The organism is Streptomyces sp. NBC_01381, from assembly GCF_026340305.1.
GTDB lineage: Bacteria > Actinomycetota > Actinomycetes > Streptomycetales > Streptomycetaceae > Streptomyces.
The window spans coordinates 1,044,111-1,064,244 of the sequence record NZ_JAPEPI010000002.1 but is presented as its reverse complement, the minus strand read 5'-3'; the positions used below and the strand labels follow the sequence as shown (position 1 = coordinate 1,064,244).

General features: G+C 71.0%; 20 protein-coding genes. 13 read left to right on the top strand and 7 right to left on the bottom strand.

From position 1 onward, the window contains the following. The first annotated feature begins 31 nt into the window (after positions 1 to 31). The 5 genes from OG453_RS26570 (at position 32) to OG453_RS26550 (ending at position 3,942) form a co-directional block, all read left to right on the top strand. Positions 32 to 631, top strand: a complete 600-nt coding sequence (locus OG453_RS26570) for a CDP-alcohol phosphatidyltransferase family protein (RefSeq protein WP_266871031.1) — start codon at positions 32 to 34, stop codon at positions 629 to 631. Next, a complete protein-coding gene (locus OG453_RS26565; RefSeq protein ID WP_266871030.1) occupies positions 628 to 1,050 on the top strand; it encodes a hypothetical protein in 423 nt (140 codons plus the stop codon). Before OG453_RS26570 ends, OG453_RS26565 begins: the two co-directional genes overlap by 4 nt. After that, a complete protein-coding gene (locus OG453_RS26560) occupies positions 1,047 to 1,910 on the top strand; it encodes a phosphatidate cytidylyltransferase (RefSeq protein ID WP_266871029.1) in 864 nt (287 codons plus the stop codon). Before OG453_RS26565 ends, OG453_RS26560 begins: the two co-directional genes overlap by 4 nt. Continuing rightward, positions 1,907 to 3,163 carry a 1-acyl-sn-glycerol-3-phosphate acyltransferase gene (locus OG453_RS26555; protein ID WP_266871028.1) on the top strand — a complete coding sequence of 419 codons (1,257 nt, stop codon included), beginning with the start codon at positions 1,907 to 1,909 and terminating at the stop codon, positions 3,161 to 3,163. Before OG453_RS26560 ends, OG453_RS26555 begins: the two co-directional genes overlap by 4 nt. A 71-nt stretch (positions 3,164 to 3,234) precedes the next feature. Then, a complete protein-coding gene (locus tag OG453_RS26550) occupies positions 3,235 to 3,942 on the top strand; it encodes a nitroreductase family protein (RefSeq protein ID WP_266871027.1) in 708 nt (235 codons plus the stop codon). Between the two features lie 14 nt (positions 3,943 to 3,956). On the opposite strand, the gene OG453_RS26545 is transcribed toward OG453_RS26550, so the two are convergent. Beyond that, positions 3,957 to 5,051, bottom strand: coding sequence for an alkene reductase (locus OG453_RS26545; RefSeq protein WP_266871026.1), 1,095 nt, complete (start codon positions 5,049 to 5,051; stop codon positions 3,957 to 3,959). A gap of 86 nt (positions 5,052 to 5,137) precedes the next feature. Between OG453_RS26545 and OG453_RS26540 the strand changes: the two genes are divergently transcribed. From OG453_RS26540 to bla, 4 genes are all read left to right on the top strand, one after another. Then, a complete protein-coding gene (locus tag OG453_RS26540; protein WP_266871025.1) occupies positions 5,138 to 5,509 on the top strand; it encodes a MerR family transcriptional regulator in 372 nt (123 codons plus the stop codon). An 86-nt stretch (positions 5,510 to 5,595) separates the two neighbouring features. Continuing rightward, positions 5,596 to 5,850, top strand: a complete 255-nt coding sequence (locus OG453_RS26535) for a type II toxin-antitoxin system Phd/YefM family antitoxin (protein WP_266871023.1) — start codon at positions 5,596 to 5,598, stop codon at positions 5,848 to 5,850. Beyond that, the gene (locus OG453_RS26530; RefSeq protein ID WP_266871022.1) at positions 5,835 to 6,236 is read left to right on the top strand and encodes a PIN domain-containing protein; all 402 of its coding nucleotides are present in this window, start codon (positions 5,835 to 5,837) and stop codon (positions 6,234 to 6,236) included. The genes OG453_RS26535 and OG453_RS26530 overlap by 16 nt, the downstream gene beginning before the upstream one ends. A 190-nt stretch (positions 6,237 to 6,426) precedes the next feature. Continuing rightward, on the top strand, positions 6,427 to 7,329 hold the full coding sequence (gene bla / locus OG453_RS26525; protein WP_266871021.1) for a class A beta-lactamase: 903 nt from the start codon (positions 6,427 to 6,429) through the stop codon (positions 7,327 to 7,329). A gap of 90 nt (positions 7,330 to 7,419) precedes the next feature. Here the strand turns inward: bla and pruA are convergent, their stop codons facing one another. Beyond that, on the bottom strand, positions 7,420 to 9,051 hold the full coding sequence (pruA, locus tag OG453_RS26520) for an L-glutamate gamma-semialdehyde dehydrogenase (RefSeq protein WP_266871020.1): 1,632 nt from the start codon (positions 9,049 to 9,051) through the stop codon (positions 7,420 to 7,422). A gap of 41 nt (positions 9,052 to 9,092) precedes the next feature. After that, on the bottom strand, positions 9,093 to 10,019 hold the full coding sequence (locus OG453_RS26515; protein WP_266871019.1) for a proline dehydrogenase family protein: 927 nt from the start codon (positions 10,017 to 10,019) through the stop codon (positions 9,093 to 9,095). 179 nt (positions 10,020 to 10,198) lie between these two features. On the opposite strand from OG453_RS26515, the gene OG453_RS26510 reads away from it, so the two are divergent. Continuing rightward, a complete protein-coding gene (locus OG453_RS26510) occupies positions 10,199 to 11,386 on the top strand; it encodes a CdaR family transcriptional regulator (RefSeq protein WP_266871018.1) in 1,188 nt (395 codons plus the stop codon). Here the strand turns inward: OG453_RS26510 and OG453_RS26505 are convergent. After that, positions 11,375 to 12,976: an alpha/beta hydrolase gene (locus OG453_RS26505; protein WP_266871017.1), complete on the bottom strand. Its 1,602-nt coding sequence runs from the start codon at positions 12,974 to 12,976 to the stop codon at positions 11,375 to 11,377. The two genes, OG453_RS26510 and OG453_RS26505, sit on opposite strands and share 12 nt — an antisense overlap. 137 nt (positions 12,977 to 13,113) lie before the next feature. Here OG453_RS26505 and OG453_RS26500 point away from each other — a divergent pair, with 137 nt between their 5' ends. Continuing rightward, the gene (locus OG453_RS26500; protein WP_266871016.1) at positions 13,114 to 14,343 is read left to right on the top strand and encodes a sensor histidine kinase; all 1,230 of its coding nucleotides are present in this window, start codon (positions 13,114 to 13,116) and stop codon (positions 14,341 to 14,343) included. Then, the gene (locus OG453_RS26495; protein ID WP_266871015.1) at positions 14,340 to 15,062 is read left to right on the top strand and encodes a response regulator transcription factor; all 723 of its coding nucleotides are present in this window, start codon (positions 14,340 to 14,342) and stop codon (positions 15,060 to 15,062) included. Before OG453_RS26500 ends, OG453_RS26495 begins: the two co-directional genes overlap by 4 nt. 4 nt (positions 15,063 to 15,066) lie before the next feature. Here OG453_RS26495 and OG453_RS26490 read toward each other — a convergent pair whose 3' ends face one another. Both OG453_RS26490 and OG453_RS26485 read right to left on the bottom strand, forming a co-directional pair. Next, positions 15,067 to 15,930 carry an alpha/beta fold hydrolase gene (locus OG453_RS26490; protein WP_266871014.1) on the bottom strand — a complete coding sequence of 288 codons (864 nt, stop codon included), beginning with the start codon at positions 15,928 to 15,930 and terminating at the stop codon, positions 15,067 to 15,069. 173 nt (positions 15,931 to 16,103) lie between these two features. Then, positions 16,104 to 16,688, bottom strand: coding sequence for a TetR/AcrR family transcriptional regulator (locus tag OG453_RS26485; RefSeq protein ID WP_266871013.1), 585 nt, complete (start codon positions 16,686 to 16,688; stop codon positions 16,104 to 16,106). 96 nt (positions 16,689 to 16,784) lie between these two features. On the opposite strand from OG453_RS26485, the gene OG453_RS26480 reads away from it, so the two are divergent. Next, the gene (locus OG453_RS26480; protein WP_266871012.1) at positions 16,785 to 18,335 is read left to right on the top strand and encodes an MFS transporter; all 1,551 of its coding nucleotides are present in this window, start codon (positions 16,785 to 16,787) and stop codon (positions 18,333 to 18,335) included. Between the two features lie 148 nt (positions 18,336 to 18,483). On the opposite strand, the gene serA is transcribed toward OG453_RS26480, so the two are convergent. Continuing rightward, a complete protein-coding gene (gene serA / locus OG453_RS26475; RefSeq protein ID WP_266871010.1) occupies positions 18,484 to 20,088 on the bottom strand; it encodes a phosphoglycerate dehydrogenase in 1,605 nt (534 codons plus the stop codon). Positions 20,089 to 20,134: the final 46 nt, after the last annotated feature.

Sequence of the window (20,134 nt, the reverse complement as noted above, 5' to 3'; positions counted from 1 at the left end):
CCGGCGCCCGCCCGGCGGCAGAGTCGGTCCCATGAACGGCCTTTACGCTCTCAAGCCCTGGTACGCGGACCGGCTCTCCGGCGTGCGTGCCGCGCTCGTCCGCCGCGAGGTGTCGCCCGACACGCTCACGGCGGCGGGCGTGGTGTGCGCGGCGGGCGCCGCGGCCGCGCTCGCCTGGCTGCCCTTCGGCGTCTCGGCGCCGCTGGTCGCGGCACTGCTCGCGGCACGCCTGGCGTTCGCGAACCTGGACGGCGCACTGGCCCGCGACACGGGCCGCACGACGCGCAGGGGCGCGCTCCTGAACGAACTGGGCGACCGCGCGGCCGACTTGACCGTCCTGGCAGGCTTTCTGCCGCTTGCCCCGCTGTGGCTGGTGGCAACGGCGGGCCTGGCGGCGACGCTGCCGTCCTGGGTGTCCCTGGCGGGCGCAACAGCGGGCGCACCCCGCCTCAACGGCGGCCCGGTGGGCAAGACGGAACGCTGCGCACTGGTCGTGGTGGCGGCGGCGTCGGGCTGGGTCGTACCGGTACTCACGGTGATCGCAGCGGGCTCGGCACTCACGGCGGGGCTTCGACTGGCCCGGCTGTGGCGGGAGTTGGGGACTGCGCCGGAGATGGGGGGTGCGCGATGAGTGCCGCGTTCATCGCCGGCGAGGCCGCCGGGGGTTCGCGCGGTGCGGACGGATTCACCGTCGCGCCGCTGCCCTGGCGGGCGCCGGCCACGCAGGCGCGCAAGCCGATGACCGGCACGACCCAGGTCGGCTTCACCGCAGGCGAGGCCGGCCGGCGCGTCCTGCCCGTCGCCACCGAATCGCGGAGTGCGGACGGATTCACCGTCGCGCCGCTGCCCTCGCGGGCGCCGGCCACGCAGGCGCGTACGCCGATGACCTGCACGACCTACATCGGCTTCACCGCCGGTGAGCCCGCCCGACGCACCCTGCCCGCCGCCGTCGCAGCGCGCGGCGGCGCACGCTCGATGCTGCCGTCGCGAGCATGGGCCCGGCTGTCGCAGGAGTTGGGCGCCTCGTCTGAGATCGGAGGCGAGCGATGAGCGCCGCGTTCATCGCCGGCGAAGCTGCCGGGCGGGCGATGCCCGTTGTCGCCGGGGTGCTTGGTGCGGGTGGGGTCGCTGTTGCGGCCTTGCCCTCGCGGGTGCGGATGCGGGGTGAGTTGCGTAAGCGGTGGCGGACGTGGGCCGTGGCCGCGCCGCTGTTTCTCGGGGCGTTCTTCGTGGGGCGGGCGGGTGCGTTCGCGCTCGCTGCCGGGCTCGGGGTCATCGCCGTCGGGGAGTACGCGCGGATGGCGGGGCTGCCTCGGGGTGAGCGGCTGGTGCTCGGGGCGGCCGCCGTGGCGGTGCCGGGGGTCGCCTGGGCCGCGCCCGGCGCCCTTGACCTGCGGACGGCAGGGGTACTGCTCATCGCCGCCGCGGGGGTGGCCCTCTTCTCCGGAGACGCCTCGCAGGGCTTCACGCGCGCGTGCCGGACGGTTTTCGGGCTGTTGTGGATTCCGGTGTCGCTGAGCGGGCTCGTGCTGCTCGGCGATACGGCCGTGGCCGTGGGGGTCGCTGTGGCGTTCGGCGATGTGGGCGCTTGGTGTGGCGGTACGGCGCTCGGCCGCCGGGGGGTCCTGGCCCGCCCGCTCTCCCCCCTCTCCCCCAACAAGACCTGGGCGGGCGTCGCCGGTGCCGCCGCGGCGACGGCCGCCGCGCTGGCCGCGGTCGGCGCGTTCTCCGCGGTGCTGTGGGCCGCCGTGCTCGTCGGCTGCGTACTCGGGGATCTCCTGGAGTCGATGGTCAAGCGCGAGGCGGGCGTGAAGGACGCGGGGAGCTGGCTGCCGGGGTTCGGGGGCCTGCTCGACCGGATCGACTCGTTGCTGGTGGCCCTGTTGCTGACGATGGTGGTGACGCTATGAGGACCGTGAGCCGCAAGTGGGCACATTCAGCCCGTCCGGCGCTTGAGGACGAACGCGGCGGAGCCGGTGACCGACCGAGCCACGTGCCCGCCGCACCCAGGCCCGCGGCCAGACTCCGCCGGGCGCTCTGGTGGACCCTGCTCACCCTCACCGGAGGTGTCGAGCGGAAGGGTCACCTCCCGCCCGGCGGCTGCGTCGTCGTGGCGAACCACTCCTCCCACGCGGACACCGCCGCCCTGCTCGCTGCGCTGGACGCCCGCCACGCCCCGGCGATCGGCGCGGCCGCCGACTACTGGTTCGCCTCCCCCTGGCGCAGGCGCATCTGCAGCCGGCTTGCCGCGGGCTTCCCCGTACGCCGCACGGGAGGCGGCATGGACGACCTCCTCGCCAGGGCGGACGACCTCCGCGCGGGCCGGGCCGTGGTCCTCTTCCCGGAGGGAACCCGCGCGCGGGCGGGCGAGCTCGGCGCCTTCCACCGAGGCGCCGTGGTCCTCGCGGAGCACGCGCGCGTGCCGGTCGTGCCGGTCGCCATCGCGGGCACGGACCGTCTGCTGCCCAAGCACGGCAGGCTCCGCCCGGCCCTCGTACGGGTCGCCGTCGGTGATCCGCTGCCCGCGTCGGCCACCCCCGAGGAGGCCCGCGACGCGGTGGCGGCACTGCATCGCCGTACGACCGGAGAACCGCTCAGGGACTCCGCCGCGCGCAAGCGGACCGCGGCGGTCGTGGCCTCCCGATGGGGGCTGCCGCTCGCCTTCGCCTGGGCCTTCGCCGAGGCGCTGAGCTGGCCGCTGATGCCGGAGCTGTTCCTCGCGATCGCCTGCGTGGCCATGCCTCGCCGCGCCCTGAAGCTGTCGCTCACGGCCCTCGCCGGCAGCCTGGCGGGCGGCCTCCTCGCCCTCCAACTGGCCGCGTCCGGCGCACAGTTGCCGCAGCCGCTCACGACGGACCGGATGCGCGCCGAGGTGCGCGCCGAACTCGCCGTCGAGTCCGCCGCGGCCGTCCGGCACCAGCCCTGGAACGGCATCCCCTTCAAGGTGTACGCACATGAGGCGGGCCGCGCCGAGGTCGCCCCGTCCGACTGGCTCACCCACTCGGCCCTCTCGCGCGGCTCCCGCACCCTCACCGTGGGCCTGGCCTTCGGAGCCTTCGGCTTCCTCGTGCACCGGCTTCGGCGGTTCTACGGCCTGTACCTTGCGCTGCTCGGCACCGGATTCACGATCGGACTCTCCCTCATCGTGACGGGATGGAGCTGAACAGGCCGCTCTCCTACCCCAGTTGGTCTGCACCATGGCGCGGGCTACGGCCCACGCCGCAGAATCGGACCATGTCTGAGACCGAGCAGCAGCAAGCATGGACCCCCATCCACGGCGAGCCCTACCGCTCCGTGCCGTACCGCCCGGAGCGCATGCCGGAGGCCGAATCCCTCGCGCACGCCGCCGAGTTGCGGGCGCGGATGCGGGAGCGACGCACGGTGCGGCAGTTCGCGCCGGACCCCGTTCCCGCGCAGGTGGTGCGGGACGCCATCGCGTGCGCGGCGACGGCGCCGTCCGGCGCGCACCAGCAGCCGTGGACGTTCGCCCTCGTCCAGGACCCGGACATCCGCCGCCGCATCCGCGAGGCCGCCGAGCACGAGGAGCAGATCTCGTACGACGGACGGCTCGGCGACGAGTGGCTCGCCGCCCTGCGCCCGCTGGGCACGGACGAGGTGAAACCGCACCTCACGGACGCGCCCGCGCTGATCGTCGTCTTCCAGCAGCGCTACTGGCTCGGCGAGGACGGCACCAAGCACAAGCACTACTACGTCGACGAGTCGGTCGGCATCGCGGTCGGCATGCTGCTCTCCGCCCTGCACCTGTCGGGCCTGGCCGCGCTGATCCACACGCCGAGCCCGATGCGGTTCCTCTCGCAGGTGCTCGGCCGCCCGGAGAACGAGAAGGCGTTCGCGGTGATCCCCGTGGGCTATCCGGCGGAGGACTGCAGGGTCCCCGATCTCGTACGGAAATCCCTTGACCAGGTCCTAGTGGAGGTCTGAGCCAACCGAAGGCGCTAGGCCAACTGGCGTTCCAGGAACGGGTAGTCGGTGTACCCCTCGGCCCCGTTGGTGTAGAGGTGCGCCTCGTCGATCTCCTGGAGCGCCGCGCCCGCCGCGAACCGCTCCGGCAGGTCGGGGTTGGAGATGAACGCGCGCCCGTACGAGACGAGGTCGACGACCCCGGACGCGAGGACCGCCTCGCCCGCCTCCCGCGTGGTCGGGTCGCCGTTCTCGCCGACGTTGCCGATGAGCGTGCCGTGCCAGTGGGGGCGCAGGTCGGTGAGGGCCGGGTAGCGGTCGTTGTCGGTGAGGTGGAGGTAGGCGAGGCCGATGCCGTCGATCTCGTCGAGCAGCGCGCGGTAGACGGGGCCGGGGTCGGCCTCCGCCATGCCGAACTGCGGGTTGCCCGGGGAGAGCCGAAGCCCGAGCCGCTCGGCGCCGACCGCATCCGCGACGGCACGCACAACCTCGACGGCGAAACGGATGCGGTTGGCGACCGAGCCCCGGCCGTACGCGTCGTCCCGCAGATTGGTGTTGTCCGCGAGGAACTGGTGGATCAAGTAGCTGTTGGCGCCGTGCAGTTCGACCCCGTCGAAGCCCGCGGCGATGGCGTTGCGGGCGGCGTCCACGAAGTCCTGGACCGCCGTGCGGATGTCGTCGACGCTCATCTCGCGCGGGGCGACGTAGTCGGGCTTGCTTCCGTCGGGGCCGTGCGCATGGCCGGGCGGTATCACGGCCGACGGCGCGAGCGGCAGGTCCCCATCAATGCGGGCCAGCGGGTGGCCGTTGCGACCGCCGTGCATCAGCTGGGCGTAGATCCGGCCACCGGCGGCGTGCACGGCGTCGGTGACCCGCCGCCAGCCCTCGACGTGCGCGGCGGTCTGCAGCCCCGGATAGCGCCAGCCGCTCTGCCCCCGACTGCTGGGCCAGATGCCCTCGGTGACGATGAGGCCCGCGCTCGCGCGCTGGGCGTAGTGCTCGGCGACGACCGGCAGCGGAGTGCCGTCATCCGCGGCGCGGGCGCGGGTCATGGGGGCCATGACGATGCGGTTGGGGAGGTGGCCGATGCGGCCTGCGGAATAGGGGGCGAGAAGCGAGGTGTTCGTCATGCCGGAACGGTAAAAGCTGACACCGGTGTGAGATTCAAGCGGAGATTCGAGCGTGGAGGTTCTTCGGGCGTGGAGGTTCAGACGGCATGAGGATCGGCGAACTGGCGCAGCGTACCGCCGTGAGCGAACGGTCCCTGCGCTACTACGAGAAGCAGGGCCTGCTGTACGCGGACCGCACGCCGGGCGGCCACCGCGACTATCCCGAAGCGGCGGTCGACCGCGTGGTGCACATCCAGGAACTGTTCGCGGCGGGCCTGTGCAGCGCGAAGATCGTCCAGCTCCTGCCGTGCATGCGGGACAAGGACGGCGGCCCGTCGGAGACGGCGACGCCGTGGCTGGTCGACGAGCTGACCGAGGAGCGGGCCAGGATCGACCGCCAGGTGGCGGATCTGCTGCGGGCGCGGGAGGTACTGGACGAGGTGATCACGGCGGCGGCCGGGAGCCCGCGGGCGGGGTGACGCGCTGCGCGCCGTTCCACTGGTACGCGAGCCCCGTAGCACTCGGTTCACCATCCCGAGCAGTGGAAATCAGATACTCTGATTCCATGAGGACGATGACTGCGACAGAGGTCTCCCGGAACTTCGCATCCGTACTCGACAGCGCGGAACACGGCGAGACCATCGTGATCACCAGAGGCGGTCGCCGGCTGGCCATACTCGCTCCGGCGCCTGCCGGTAACGGCGCGGCGCTCAAGGATTTCCTGGCCGCCCATCCGGTCGACGACAGCTTCGCGGAGGACGTACTGGCCGCTCGCGAGATCACCACTGACGAGCTGGGGGCGACGTGGCCCGACGCCTGATCCTGGATACCGGCCTGCTCATCCGCTCCGAACGTGACGGCGGCGCTCTGGCCGGTCTCCTCAACGGGGACGACGACATCACCATCGCCGCCATCACCCTCGCCGAGTTGCAACTCGGCGTCGAGCTCGCCGACGACGCCCGGCGCACACGGCGGCAGGAGTTCGTCGACGGTGTACGCGCCCTGATCCCGATCGAGGACTACACAGCCGATGTGGCACGAGTGCACGCCCGCTTGCTCGCGCACGTACGGCGGGAGGGCAAACCCCGAGGGGCACACGACCTGATCATCGCGGCCACTGCGGCGACCACCGCAAGGGAACTCCTCACCACGGACGGCAAGGCTGCATTCGACGACTTGCCCGGTGTCCGGTCGACGACCCACTGATGCCGTGCCCGGGAGGCCCCGACCGGGCACGGCGCCCGCAAAGTGAATGAAGCCCCGCCGGCAACGGCACCCCGGCACGACATCTGCTGCCCGCCGGACACTTCGCTCTGGAGACGCACGCCGCGCAGATCGGCGCGCTGATCGACGACTTCCTCGCCCGGCGCCTCGCCGCCCCGATACGGTCGGGATCATGAACTTAGCCCCCTCCCGCATGACCCTCTCCCGCAGGACGCTCATCGGCGCCGCGGCCCTGACTCCCGTCTTCCTCTCCGTGCCCGGCACCGCGGGTGCGAGCGCCTTCCCCGACGTACGCAGGCAGCTGCGCGAGCTCGAGAAGGACTACCCCGGCCGCATCGGCGTGCACGCCCTGGACACCGGCAGCGGCGCGTCCATCGGCTACCGCGAGCACGAACGCTTCGCGATCGCCTCGACGTTCAAGGTGCTCGCCGCCGCGGAGATCCTGCGCAGGGCGCGGGACAAGGAGCCTGGTCTGCTCGACGCACTCGTCGAGTACACGCGTGAGGACCTCGTCACGGCATCGCCGAGGACCGAGCTGCACCTCGAAACCGGCATGACCGTACGGGAATTGTGCGACGCGACCATCACCTACAGCGACAACGCCGCCGCCAATCTGCTGATGCGGCGGATGGGCGGCCCGGCCGGCATCACCGCGTTCGCGCGGTCCCTCGGCGACTCCCGCACCCGGCTCGACCGGTGGGAGCCCGAGCTCAACACCAACATCCCCGGCGACCCGCGGGACACCACGACCCCCGCGTCGATGTCCGCGAACCTCGACAAGCTCGTCCTCGGCGACGCCCTCGACCCGCTCGACCGCGGACAGCTGACCCGCTGGCTCCTGGAGAACACCACGGGCGACAAGCGGATCCGGGCCGGCCTTCCGAAGGGCTGGCGGGTCGGCGACAAGACCGGTACGCCCGCCTACGGCGGGGTCAATGACGTCGCCGTGACCTGGCCGCCGGACCGGGCGCCCCTGGTCATCTCCGTGTACACGACCCGCCTCGACCCGGAAACGCCCGGCGAGGACCGGATCGCCGAGGACATCACCCGCATCGTGGTCGACGCCCTCGCCTGACCGCGGCGGAGACAACACCGCCTCCGATCGGGGTGGGGCCCAGATCGGAGGCGGGGTTCAGGGGACGGGCGGCGAAGCCCGAGGGGGGCGTCAGCCCATGTGCGGGTACGAGTAGTCCGTCGGCGGGACCAGCGTCTCCTTGATGGCGCGGGTCAGCGTCCAGCGCTGCAGGTTCTGCGGGGCGCCCGCCTTGTCGTTGGTGCCAGAAGCGCGGCCGCCGCCGAAGGGCTGCTGGCCGACGACGGCGCCGGTCGACTTGTCGTTGATGTAGAAGTTGCCCGCGGCGTAGCGGAGCTTCTCCATCGTGTACGCGGCCGCGGCGCGGTCGTTGGAGATGACCGCGCCCGTCAGGGCGTAGTCCGATGCCGACTCCATCTGGGTCAGCATCTCCTCGTACTTGTCGTCCTCGTAGACGTGGATCGCCAGGAACGGGCCGAAGTACTCGGTCGTGAAGACCTCGTTGGCCGGGTCCGAGCACTCGACGACGGTCGGGCGGACGAAGTAGCCCACCGAGTCGTCGTACGTGCCGCCCGCGACGATCGTGCAGGTCGGGTCGGCCGCCGCGCGGTCGATGGCCGCCTTGTTCTTGGCGAACGCGCGCTCGTCGATGACCGCTCCGATGAAGTTGGAGAGGTCCGTGACGTCGCCCATCTTGATGCCGTCGACCTCGGCAGCGAACTCCTCCTTGAAACCGGAGTTCCAGATCGAGGCCGGGACGTAGGCACGCGACGACGCGCTGCACTTCTGGCCCTGGAACTCGAAGGAGCCACGGGTCAGGGCCGTCTTCAGGACGGCGCGGTCGGCGCTCGGGTGCGCGACCACGAAGTCCTTGCCGCCGGTCTCGCCGACCAGACGCGGGTACGTGCGGTAGTTCGCGATGTTCTCGCCGACCGTCTTCCACAGGTGCTGGAAGGTCTTCGTCGAGCCGGTGAAGTGGATGCCCGCCAGGTCGCGGTGGTTAAGGGCCACCTCGGAGACGGCGATGCCGTCGCCGGTCACCAGGTTGATGACGCCCTTGGGCAGGCCCGCCTCCTCCAGGAGCTGCATGAGCAGCACGGCGGCGTGCGTCTGCGTCGGGGACGGCTTCCAGACGACCACGTTGCCCATGAGGGCCGGGGCGGTCGGCAGGTTGCCGGCGATCGCGGTGAAGTTGAACGGCGTGATCGCGTAGACGAAGCCCTCGAGCGGGCGGTGGTCCAGACGGTTCCAGACGCCGGTCGAGTTCGCCACGGGCTGCTCGGCGAGCAGGTCACGGGCGTACTTGACGTTGAAGCGCCAGAAGTCGACGAGCTCACAGGGAGTGTCGATCTCGGCCTGCTGGGCGGTCTTCGACTGGCCGAGCATGGTGGACGCGGCGAGCGTCTCGCGCCACGTCGTGGAGAGCAGCTCGGCGGCGCGCAGGATGATCGCGGCGCGGTCGTCGAAGGACATCGCGCGCCAGGCCGGGGCGGCGGCGAGGGCGGCGTCGATCGCGTCCTGGGCGTCCTGCTGGCTGGCGCCGCGGCCGTTGCCGATGACGGCCTGGTGGTTGTGCGGCTGCACGACCTGGAAGGGCTCACCGCCACCGAGGCGCTTGACGCCGCCGATGGTCATCGGCAGCTCGATGGGGTTCTCGGAGAGCTCCTTGAGCTTGGTCTCGAGGCGGGCACGCTCCGGGGAACCGGGGGCGTAGCCGTGCACCGGCTCGTTGACCGGCGCGGGGACCTGGGTCACAGAGTCCATGAGTTCCGTATCTCCTTAAGGGGGGTCGGGGGAAAGGGAGCTCAGCCCTTGGTGAGGATGGAGCGGGCGAAGAAGAGCAGGTTGGCCGGCTTCTCCGCGAGGCGGCGCATGAAATATCCGTACCAGTCGGTGCCGTAGGCGGTGTAGACGCGCATCCGGTGGCCCTCGGCCGCGAGCCGCAGGTGCTCGTCGCTGCGGATGCCGTACAGCATCTGGAACTCGTACTCATCCAGTTTGCGCCCGGCACGGCGCGCGAGCTCCTGTGCGATGGAGATCAGGCGCGGGTCGTGGGAGCCGATCATCGGATACCCGTCGCCCTCCATCAGGATCTGCATGATGCGGACGTACGCCTTGTCGATCTCCGCCTTGTCCTGGTACGCGACCTCGGCGGGCTCCTTGTAGGCGCCCTTCACGATGCGTACGCGGCTGCCCGCGGCGGCCAGGCGGCGGGCGTCGTCCTCGGTGCGGAAGAGGTAGGACTGGATGACGCAGCCGGTCTGCGGGAAGTCCTTCCGCAGCTCCTCGTGGATGGCGAACATCGAATCGAGGGTGGTGTGGTCCTCGGCGTCCAGGGTGACCGTGGTGCCGATCGCGGCGGCGGCCTCGACGACGGGACGGACATTCGCGAGGGCCAGCTCGTGGCCGCCCTCAAGCGCCTGGCCGAACATGGACAGCTTGATCGACATCTCGGCCTTGGTCCCGAGGCCCAGGTCCTTGAGGCGCTCGACGAGCTCCAGGTAGGCGTCGCGGGCGGCGGAGGCCTGCTCGGGCGTGGTGATGTCCTCGCCGACGACGTCGAGGGTGACCTCGAGGCCCTTGTCGACGGCGTCCGTGATGATCGGCACGACCTGGTCCACCGTCTCGCCGGCGATGAAGCGGTCGACGACCTGCTTGGTGCCGGGGGCCGCCGATACGAAACGGCGCATCTTGTCGCTGCGTGACGCGGCGAGGATCACGGGACCCAGCACGGGCACCTCCACGGGGAGTAGAACGGGGCCGTACCCGGATATGCGGAACGAACCGGTACGGCACGGAGAACCACCGTGAAACTTAAGGATCCCTCCGATCCTGGGCCATCGACACCTGTCACGCATCCGTGCCCTGGATCTCAGACATCTGTCTGAAGGCAAGGGCGAACTGCGTCAGAATGGACAGCGTGAAAGGCGACTACCAGGAACTGGTCGACGAGATCTCGGCCCTGCTCGGCGCCCCGGCGACGCTGGAGAACCGCGACTTCGAGCTGATTGCCTTCGGCGCGCACGACAGCGGGGGCGACAGCGATTTCGACGCGGCGGCCCTCGACCCGGTCCGCACCCGGTCGATCCTCACGCGCCGCTCCACGGCCGGGGTCCGCGCCTGGTTCGAGGGCTTCGGCATCACCCGCGCGACGGCCCCGGTGCGTATCCCGCCCGCCGCGGACGCGGGCGTCTACCGCGGCCGGATCTGCCTTCCCGTACGCCATCGGGGATTCGTCCTGGGGTACGTGTGGCTGCTCGACGACGAGCCGGGGCCCACGGAGGCCCAGCTGGGCGCGGCCATGGAGGTGGCCGCCCGGATCGGCGCGCTGCTCGCCGACGAGGCGCAGGCCGGCGCGGATCTGACCCGCGAGTTCCGTGCGGTCCTGACCGCCGAGCGGGGCTGGCAGCGCGACATGGCGGTGGCGGACCTGCGCACGGCCCTCGGCCCGCGCGGCGAGGGCCTGCACGCGGTGGTGTGCGTCGCCCCCTGGCCTTCCGCCAACCCCGACGACGCCCCTTCGGTCGGTACGGTGCAGGGGGCGACCGCCCTGTGCACGGTGCCGTGGGGCACGGCGGGCCAGAGCCTCGCGGTCCTGGTCCGGCTGCGCTCGGCCGATGTGCTGACTCCGGCGGAGTCGGCGGCCACGCGGCTCCTGGAGTCGGCGGGGGCCGCGAGCACGGCGGGCCCCGCCGCGGCCGGCATCGCGAACCCCCGGCATGGCCTCGACGAGCTCGGCGCCGCCTGGTGGGAGGCGTCGTCGGCGGCCCGCGCGGCCAGTGCCGAACCGCGCTTCGCCCCGGTGGCCCAGTGGTCGGACATGGGCCCCTACCGCCTGCTCACCGCCCTGCCCGCGGAGGCCGCACACGACCCGGTGGCCCGCGATCTACTCTCCCCCGCACACCGCGAACTGGCCCGCACGGCCGAGGTGTTCCTGGACTGTGCGGGCCAAGCGGGGCGCACCGCGGCGGAGTTGGGCATCCACCGGCAGACGCTCTACTACCGCCTGTCGCGCGTGGAGCAGCTCACGGGCCTCGACCTGGACGACGGCGAGGACCGGCTGCTCCTTCACATGGTCCTGAAGTCGTCACGACTGTGAGGGCGCTCGGCAGGTCAGGTCCTTGACCGGGAGTCGGCCCGTGGTCAGGTAGACCGTGGCGCTGTTGTCCGCGCAGGAGTTGGTGCCGTTGACGATGTGCCCCTCTCCGCCGGCGACGGTGACCATCCGGGATCCGCGCAGGGCCCGGTGCATGGCCTGGCCGCCGGCCAGGGGCGTCGCCGGGTCCCACTCGTTCTGCAGGATGAGTGCACGGACCTTGTTGGTCACTGTTGTCCTGGGTTCACTGCCCGGCTTCCAGAAGGCACACGGCTTGATGTTGGACTCGAAGTCGCCGGACAGCGGATATCGATCCTTGTCACGGATCGCGTCGCGGCGGTACTGCTCGGGGTCGCGCGGCCACGACGTGCGGGTGTCGGCGCAGAGGACGGCCCAGGCGCTGGCGGTTTCATTGTCCGGGGGGACGTCGCGGGCGGACGCCTGCCGGAGGGAGCCCGGGACCTGCTCGGACGCGCCGGACGGATCCGGTTTCCTGCCCTCGGCCGCCTTCTTGCTCTCGGCCGCCTTCTTGCCCTCGGCCGCCTTCTTCAGCTCGGCGACCCATGTGGCGGCCTTCTGGACACGGGAGAACGTGGCGCGCTGAGCGCGGATGGTGTCACCGGTGAGGAGCGTCCCGCCGTGGTCGATGGGTGTGCGGTCGACCTGGGCGACGAGGTCCCAGAACGTCTTCCGGACCTCGGCCGGGGTATGGCCCAGTTCGTACGTCGTGTGCCGCCGGGCAGTCCACTCGCTCCATCGCGTGAAGGCGGGCTCGGCCCTCTCCCCCATCGCCTGGAACATGCCCCGCCCGTACCGCGCGGGGTCGACCGCACTGTCCAGGACGAACCGGTCGGTTCGCCGGGGGAACATCCGCGCGTAGACGGCGCCGAGGTAGGTGCCGTAGGAGAACCCCATGTAGGAGATCTTCTTCTCCCCAAGCACGGCACGGATGACGTCCATGTCGCGAGCGGTGTTGCGGGTGGTGAGGTGGCGCAGCCTGTCACCTTCCTTGGCCTGGCACTTGGCGGCGACCGTGCGGGCCCACTGCACATCCTTCGCGAACGTCTCGGTCTTGTACGGGCGCTCCATGTCCTGTTCGTCGCCGGTCAGACCGCAGCTGACGGGCGAGCTCTGCCCGACGCCCCTCGGGTCGAACCCGACGAGGTCGTACCGCCTCTTCACTTCCTCGGGGAAGTCCGCTGCCCCGCTGACGGGCAAATCCAGGCCAGGACCGCCGGGGCCGCCGGGGTTGAGCAGCAGAACGCCGCGACGTTCCTTTGCGCTGCTTGCCTTGATCCGGGATATCGCGATGTCCGTCTTCTTGCCTCCGGAATTGCCGTAGTTCAGCGGCACCTTGAGTGTCGCGCACTGATAGGTGGCGGGGTTCTTCGCATCGCAGCGCTGCCACCGCGGCGTCTGTTGCGTGTACTGCCGCAGAGGGTCCTTGGCCACGGATGCCTCAGATCCAGAAGGGGCGGGGGCCGTTGCAGGTGTAAGTGCCAAAAGGAAAGTCGCCACGGTGCCGACGGCGATGAGAGAGGCAATTCGCGTGTTTCGCACAGTGATGCTCGTCCTTATTCCGTACGTGTTCATCAGACGTCCTCCGCTCAACTGCTCAGGGCACGATCCTGACTTCGGGGTCGCGGATGCACATCGCGGGAAGGCGGGAGAAATTGCTCCCTCGATCGGGGGAGGTCACCGGTGAGCCGCCCGGTCATACTGGGGCGATCATGATCAGGGGAATTCGGCCGCTGCTGAGCGGCTCCACGTATTCGGGCATGCTGTTCGCCTATTGCGGCGCGTTGGCGAGCCTTCCGCTGCTGCCTTTCGCCCTGCTGCCGACACTGGCGTGGCCATCCGCTCCCTATGGAGTGCAGGCCGTCCTGGTCCTCCTGATCTGGGCGGCACTGATCGGCTTGGCCGGTCTGGCCCGCACCACGCGGCGGGCGCTGATCGCGTTCGCCCGCCGACTGCTGAGGGTGCCGTTGCCGGACCCTGCCGCCGAGCCGTCCGGCGCCGACCGTTGGCGGACTCCCCTCTGGCTGCTGCTGCACGTGGCGCTGGGGTGGACGGGTGCGCTGACGAGCGGCGTGCTGATCCTCATGGGGATCGCCCTCCCCGGAAACTGGCTCGATGCCGAAGCCGGGCTGAGCCTGTTCGGCCGGTCGCTGCGGTCCGACGGCGGCTGGCGGAGCTGGGCGGTGGCACTCTGCTGCCTGCTGCTCGCGGCGGTCGTGTGCGTGGTGGTGACGGGCGTGCTGCGGTGGCTGGCGCCCAGGCTCCTGGGTCCTTCGTCGGCCGAGCGGCTCGCGCTGATGGCCGAGCGGGAGCAGCGCCTCGCCGAACGCAACAAGCTGGCCCACGAGTTGCACGACTCGATCGGGCACACGCTGACCGCGACCACGATCCAGGCGGCGGTCGCGGGCGAGGTCCTTTCCGCCGACCCGGGGGCGGCGCGGGCCGCGCTGCGCAGCATCGAGGAGTCGGCCAGGGCCGCGCTTGAGGACCTGGATTACGTACTGGGCGTACTGCGCGAGGAGACGGCGGAGACGGCACCGACGCGGACCCTGGCCGATCTGCCCGAGCTGCTCGACCGGTTGCGGCACGCGGGCGCGGTCCTCGAGGTGGATCTTTCGGGCGAGTTGGCGCAGGTGCAGGGGACGCTCTCCCGGGCCTCGTACCGGATCCTGCAGGAAGGTCTGACGAACGCGTTGCGGCACGGGACGGGCGGTCCGATCGGGGTCCGGGTGGCGGCCCTGCCGGACCGCCTCGAGCTCGGTGTGGTCAATGGGGCGGGCGCGGGCATGCGTACGAGCGCGGGTGTCTTCCGGACGTCCGGGCACGGCCTGCCCGGCCTCGCCGAGCGCGTGCGGCTGCTGCACGGTGAGATCGAGGTCGGCCCGGACGGGCCGCGGCACTGGCGCCTTGCGGTCCGGCTGCCGGTACGAGTGTCGGCATGACCGGCTCCGACGCGAGCCCGGCCGTCACCGCAACCCCGGCCAGTGCCCCCGTCACCCTCTTGATCGCGGACGACGACGAGGTGACCCGCAGCGGTCTGCGCACCCTGCTCGCGGCGCAGCCGGGGATCACAGTGGTCGGGGAGGCCGCCGACGGCGTCGAGGCCGTCGAACAGGCGCGGCGGCTGCGCCCCGACGTGGTCCTGATGGATGTACGGATGCCGCGTCGCAACGGCATCGAGGCCACCCGGCACCTCCTCGCCGAGCCGGCCGAACCGGCCGAACCGGCCGAACCGCCGAAGGTCGTGGTCATCACCACCTTCGAGAACGACGGTTACGTCACCGCCGCACTCAGCGCGGGGGCCAGCGGGTTCGTGCTCAAGCGGCTTCCGGTCCGGCAGATCGCCGAGGCGGTACGCGTGGTGGCGGCGGGCGAGGCGATCCTCTTCCCCGCGGCCCTGCGCCGGATGGTCGCCGCCCGCCCGCTGGGCTCCGCCGAGGCGTTGCCGAAGGCGGCGCTGACGGAGCGCGAGGAGGAGGTGCTGCGGCTGATGGCCACCGGCCTGTCCAACCCGGAGATCGCGCAGTCGCTCATGGTGAGCCTGGAGACGGTGAAGACGCACGTCGGGAACGTGCTGACCAAGCTCGGTGCGCAGAACCGGACCCACGCGGTGGTGATCGCGTACGAATCAGGCCTGGTGGTGCCGGGGTTCACCGGCTGACGCGTCACCGAAGCCCGGCGAGGATCTCGGCGAACTCCCGTGGCCTGCTGAAGTATCCGACGTGGGACGCGGCCAGCGAGCGGACGTCGAACGGATTGTCCGGGGTGACCTGGTCGGCCTCCTCGATCATGCGGTCCTGTACGTGCAGGGGGATGCTGCGGTCCTCGGTGAGCCGCAGATAGGTGTGCGGTACGCGCCCCCAGCGGTCCGCGCGTATGACGCTGTCCGGACCGAGCACGTCGTAGCTCTCGTCCGGGTCCATCCCGTCGAGCAGCGCGCGGTACTGGGCGTCGGTGCCGTCGGCCATGACGGCGGCCTTGAGCTCCGCGAAGAGGGCCGGATCGCCGTGCGCCGCACGCCAGTTGAACCGGGCGAAGCCCTGCGCGGCGATGTCGCCGACGGCGATCTTCGCCACCGCCGCGTCCAGGAGATTGCCGTCGTGCTCGGCCGGGTGGAGCTCCTCGTCCGGCGTGGTGAATCCGGTCGGGCAGGCGGCCGAGATGTAGACGATGCGGTGCAGCAGCTCGGGCACGGCGTTGCCGACGGCGCTGAGCGTGATGCCCCCGAAGCTGTTGGCGACGAGCACCACAGGGCCGTGCGCGGCGAGCCGGGAGACGATGCCGACGACATGCCGGACGTTGTCGTCGAGCGAGATGCCCTTCATCGGCGAGGGCGCGACTGCGAGCGCCTTGAGGTCCTGCGGCGAACGGTGGTACTCGGCGGGGCGGTCGGCCGAACTGCCGTGCCCGGGAAGGTCGATGGCGTACGAGCGGTGGCCGAGCAGCGCGAGCTCGTTCTGGAGCGGGCCCCAGGCCTGGGCGTTGCTGGAGCCGCCGGGGATGAAGGCAAACGTGGGCTGCGGAGTCATGGTGTGGTCCTAGTGGTCATCAGGGAGGCACAAACGCGGACGACGTCGCTGACCGTCGCAGGAGGCCTGCGTCGGTCAGCGCGCGGAGCGAGTGCGCGAGAGCTGCACCTTGATGACAAAACCCATGCGGACAGGTTAGCGCGGCGTGATCATGTCCGGGCAGCGTCTGCCTCTCACGTGGCCGACATCCGCTCCATGACCCGCCGCAGCCCCTCGGTCAGCTGCTCGGCGTCGGTCGCCGACGCCTCGTCGAAGAGCCACTGCATCATCAGGCCGTTGAGCAGCGTCGTATAGAAGCGCCCCTCGGTGTCCACGACGTCATCGGAAAGATCGGCCTCCTCGATCCCGGTGAACATCGCGGCGAGCCCGCGCCGCCCCTCCACCTGAGCCTTGGCCAGCAGATCGCGAATGCCCGCGAGCCGCTCCCCCTGCGTGATGACCTCCAGGCTGAGCATCCAGATCGCCCGTGACTCGGGGATCGAGCGGATGACGTTCGCCCATGTTTCGCGGAACCCGTCGAGGCCGCCGCTCTCCGCGGCCCGCGCCGCGCCGACCGCACCTTCGAAGCCCTCCCCCATCGGCTCGACGAGCGCGACGTACGCCTCGACGAGGAGCGCGTCCTTCGAGCCGTAGTGGTAGCCGATGGACGCCAGATTCGTCCCGGACTCCTTCACGATGTCGCGCGCCGTCGTCCGCGCGAACCCCTTGTCGAGCAGGCAGCGCTTGGCGCCTTCGAGCAGATCTTCACGGTGTCCCATGCGGGCAGCCTACCGCCGATCCATACGGACGTCCCAGACCAACGTTTTATACGCTCGTACTAGACAATCGTTTAAGACGTCCGTACAGTCCTGCCCATGACGAACTCGACGCACGAACAAGCGCCTTCACGGATACCGGAGCGCGCAGGCCGCAAGGAGTGGACCGCGCTCGCCGTCCTGATGCTGCCGCTGCTCCTGGTCTCGATGGACGTCTCGGTCCTGTACTTCGCGGTCCCGGCGATCAGCGCGGACCTCGATCCGAGCGGCACCCAGCAGCTGTGGATCTTCGACATCTACGCGTTCGTGCTCGCCGGCCTGCTGATGACGATGGGCTCGCTCGGCGACCGCATCGGCCGCCGCAAGCTGCTGCTGTTCGGCGCCGCGGCCTTCGGCGCGGCCTCGCTGACCGCCGCCTACGCGAACAGCGCCGAGCTCCTGATCGCGGCCCGCGCGGTCCTCGGCATCGGCGGCGCGACCCTGATGCCGTCCACGATGGCGCTCGTCCGCACGATGTTCCGCGACGCCGGGCAGCGCGCGAAGGCCATCGGCATCTGGTCCGGAGTGATGGTCGCCGGTATCGCGCTCGGCTCGGTGATGAGCGGGATCCTCGTCGAGCACTTCTGGTGGGGCTCGATCTTCCTGGTCAACCTGCCCGCGATGGCCCTGCTCCTGCTCCTCGCGCCGGTCCTCATCCCGGAGTCCAGGGACCCGAACCCGGGCCGCTTCGACCTGCTGAGCGTCCCGCTGTCCCTGGCCGCCGTGCTGCCGGTCGTCTACGGCCTCAAGGAGATCGCCGCCGAGGGACTCCAGACCGCGTACGTCGTCTCGCTCGCCGTGGGGCTCGGCTTCGCCGCCCTGTTCGTCCACCGCCAGCGCACCACGGCGTCCCCGCTGATCTCCCCCGCGCTGTTCCGGGGCCGCGGCTTCGCTCCGGCGGTCCTCCTGAACCTCATCTCCTCGCTGGCGATGATGGGTTCGGCCTACTTCACCACGCAGTATCTGCAGTCCGTCCTCGGCAAGAGCGCCATGGAGGCCGCGCTGTGGGCGCTGCTGCCCTCGGTCCTCATCGGCTTCGCGGCACCGGTGGCCACGGCGCTCGTGCAGCGCGGGATGAACCGAGCGCACGTCGTCGCCACGGGCTTCGTCGTCTCGGCGAGCGGCTACGGCCTGCTGACCCTGACCGGCACCGACGCGCTGTGGACCGTCCTCGCGGCGGCCGCGCTCCTCGCCTGCGGCGCGGTGGTCATCGGCTCACAGCTCACCGACCTGGCCCTGAGCTCGGTCCCCACGGAGAAGGCGGGCTCGGCGTCCTCCCTCCTGGAGACCGGGCAGGAGTTCGGCGGCGCGCTCGGCATGGCGCTGCTCGGCTCGATCGGCAACGCGGTCTACCGCGCAGACATCCCGGCCGGCGCTCCGGCCGAGGCCCAAGAGACGCTGGGCGGCGCACTGGCCGTGGCACGGGAACTGCCGGGCGAGACGGCTTCCGGCCTGATCACGGCGGCACGGGAGGCATTCACGAGCGGCATGCACGTCGCCGCGCTCGCGGGGGCGGCGATTCTCCTGGCGGCAGCGGTACTTGCGGCGCTGACGCTGCGCCGGGTGACCGCGCCGGAGCCGGAGCCCGAGCCGGAGAAGGTGCTGGTCTGAGACCGCAAGACAAACGCCGGACGGGCTGGAACCCCTTGGGGATTCCAGCCCGTCGAGGGGGTCCCCCCTGCTCTTTAAGAGCTTGGGGGAGTTTGAGGACGAACTCGGCGAAGCCGGTGATGACGGCGGCGCCCGAGGCTCCGGAGCCCTAGTCCGTCAGGTTCACGGACCGCGCCGAAGTGGCACCGATCTCAGCGCTCAGCTCGTTCAGGACGGGCTGCGGCACGGTGTCGTCCACCGTGAGGACGGCCAGCGCCTCCCCACCCACGTCAGCACGAGCGACCTGCATGCCCGCGATGTTGATCCCCGCCTCGCCGATGACACGGCCGACCGTGCCGACGACACCGGGACGGTCCGCGTACCGCAGCACGACCATGTGCTCGGCGAGCGCCAGGTCCACGTCGTACTCGCCGATGCCGACGATCTTCTGCAGGTGCTTGGGCCCGGCCAGCGTGCCGGAGACCGAGATCTCCTCGCCGCCGGTCAGCGTGCCGCGGACCGTGACCACGTTGCGGTGGTCCGGCGACTCGGAGCTCGTGGTGAGGCGGACCTCGACGCCGCGCTCCTGGGCGAAGAGCGGCGCGTTGACGTACGACACGGTCTCGTCGACGACGTCCTCGAACACGCCCTTCAGCGCGGACAGTTCGAGCACCTTCACGTCGTGCTGGGTGATCTCGCCGTACACCTCGACGTCGAGCCGCGCGGCGACCTCGCTCGCGAGGGCGGTGAAGATCCGGCCGAGCTTCTCGGCGAGCGGCAGACCGGGACGCACGTCCTCGGCGATGACACCGCCCTGGACGTTCACGGCGTCCGGGACCAGCTCGCCCGCGAGGGCGAGGCGCACCGACCTGGCGACGGCGATACCGGCCTTCTCCTGCGCCTCGTCCGTCGAGGCACCGAGGTGCGGCGTGCAGACGACCTGGTCGAACTGGAACAGCGGGGAGTCCGTGCAGGGCTCCTTCGCGTACACGTCCAGACCGGCGCCGGCGACGCGGCCCTCCTTCAGCGCCGAGTACAGCGCCTCCTCGTCGACGATCCCGCCGCGCGCGGCGTTCACGATGCGGACGGCGGGCTTCACCTTGTGCAGGGCCTCGTCGCCGATCAGACCGACCGTCTCGGGGGTCTTGGGCAGGTGCACGGTGATGAAGTCGGAGACCTCGAGCAGCTCGTCGAGGGTGAGGACCTTGACGCCCATCTGCGCGGCGCGCGCGGGCTGCACATACGGGTCGTACGCGACGACCTTCATGCCGAAGGCGCTCATGCGCTGGGCGACGAGAGCACCGATGCGGCCGAGGCCCACGACACCGAGGGTCTTCTCTGCGAGCTCGACACCCGTGTACTTCGAGCGCTTCCACTCGCCGGCCTTGAGCGCCTGGCTGCCCTGGGGGATGTTGCGCGCGGTGGCGATGAGCAGGCCACAGGCGAGCTCGGCCGCGGTGACGATGTTCGAGGTGGGCGCGTTCACCACCATGACGCCGGCCTTGGTGGCGGCCGACACGTCCACGTTGTCCAGGCCCACGCCCGCGCGGGCGACGACCTTCAGCTTCTTGGCGGCGGCGATGGCCTCGGCGTCGACCTTGGTCGCGGAGCGGACCAGGATCGCGTCGACATCGGCGATCGCGGGCAGCAGCTCGGCGCGGTCCGCGCCGTTGCACTGACGGATCTCGAAGTCCGGGCCCAAGGCGTCGACAGTGGCGGGCGACAGCTCTTCAGCGATGAGTACGACCGGTTTGGTGTTGGCAGCAGTGCTCACGTGAGTCCTCACAAGTCCAATGCGGACGGCCGTCCCGACGGCCGCA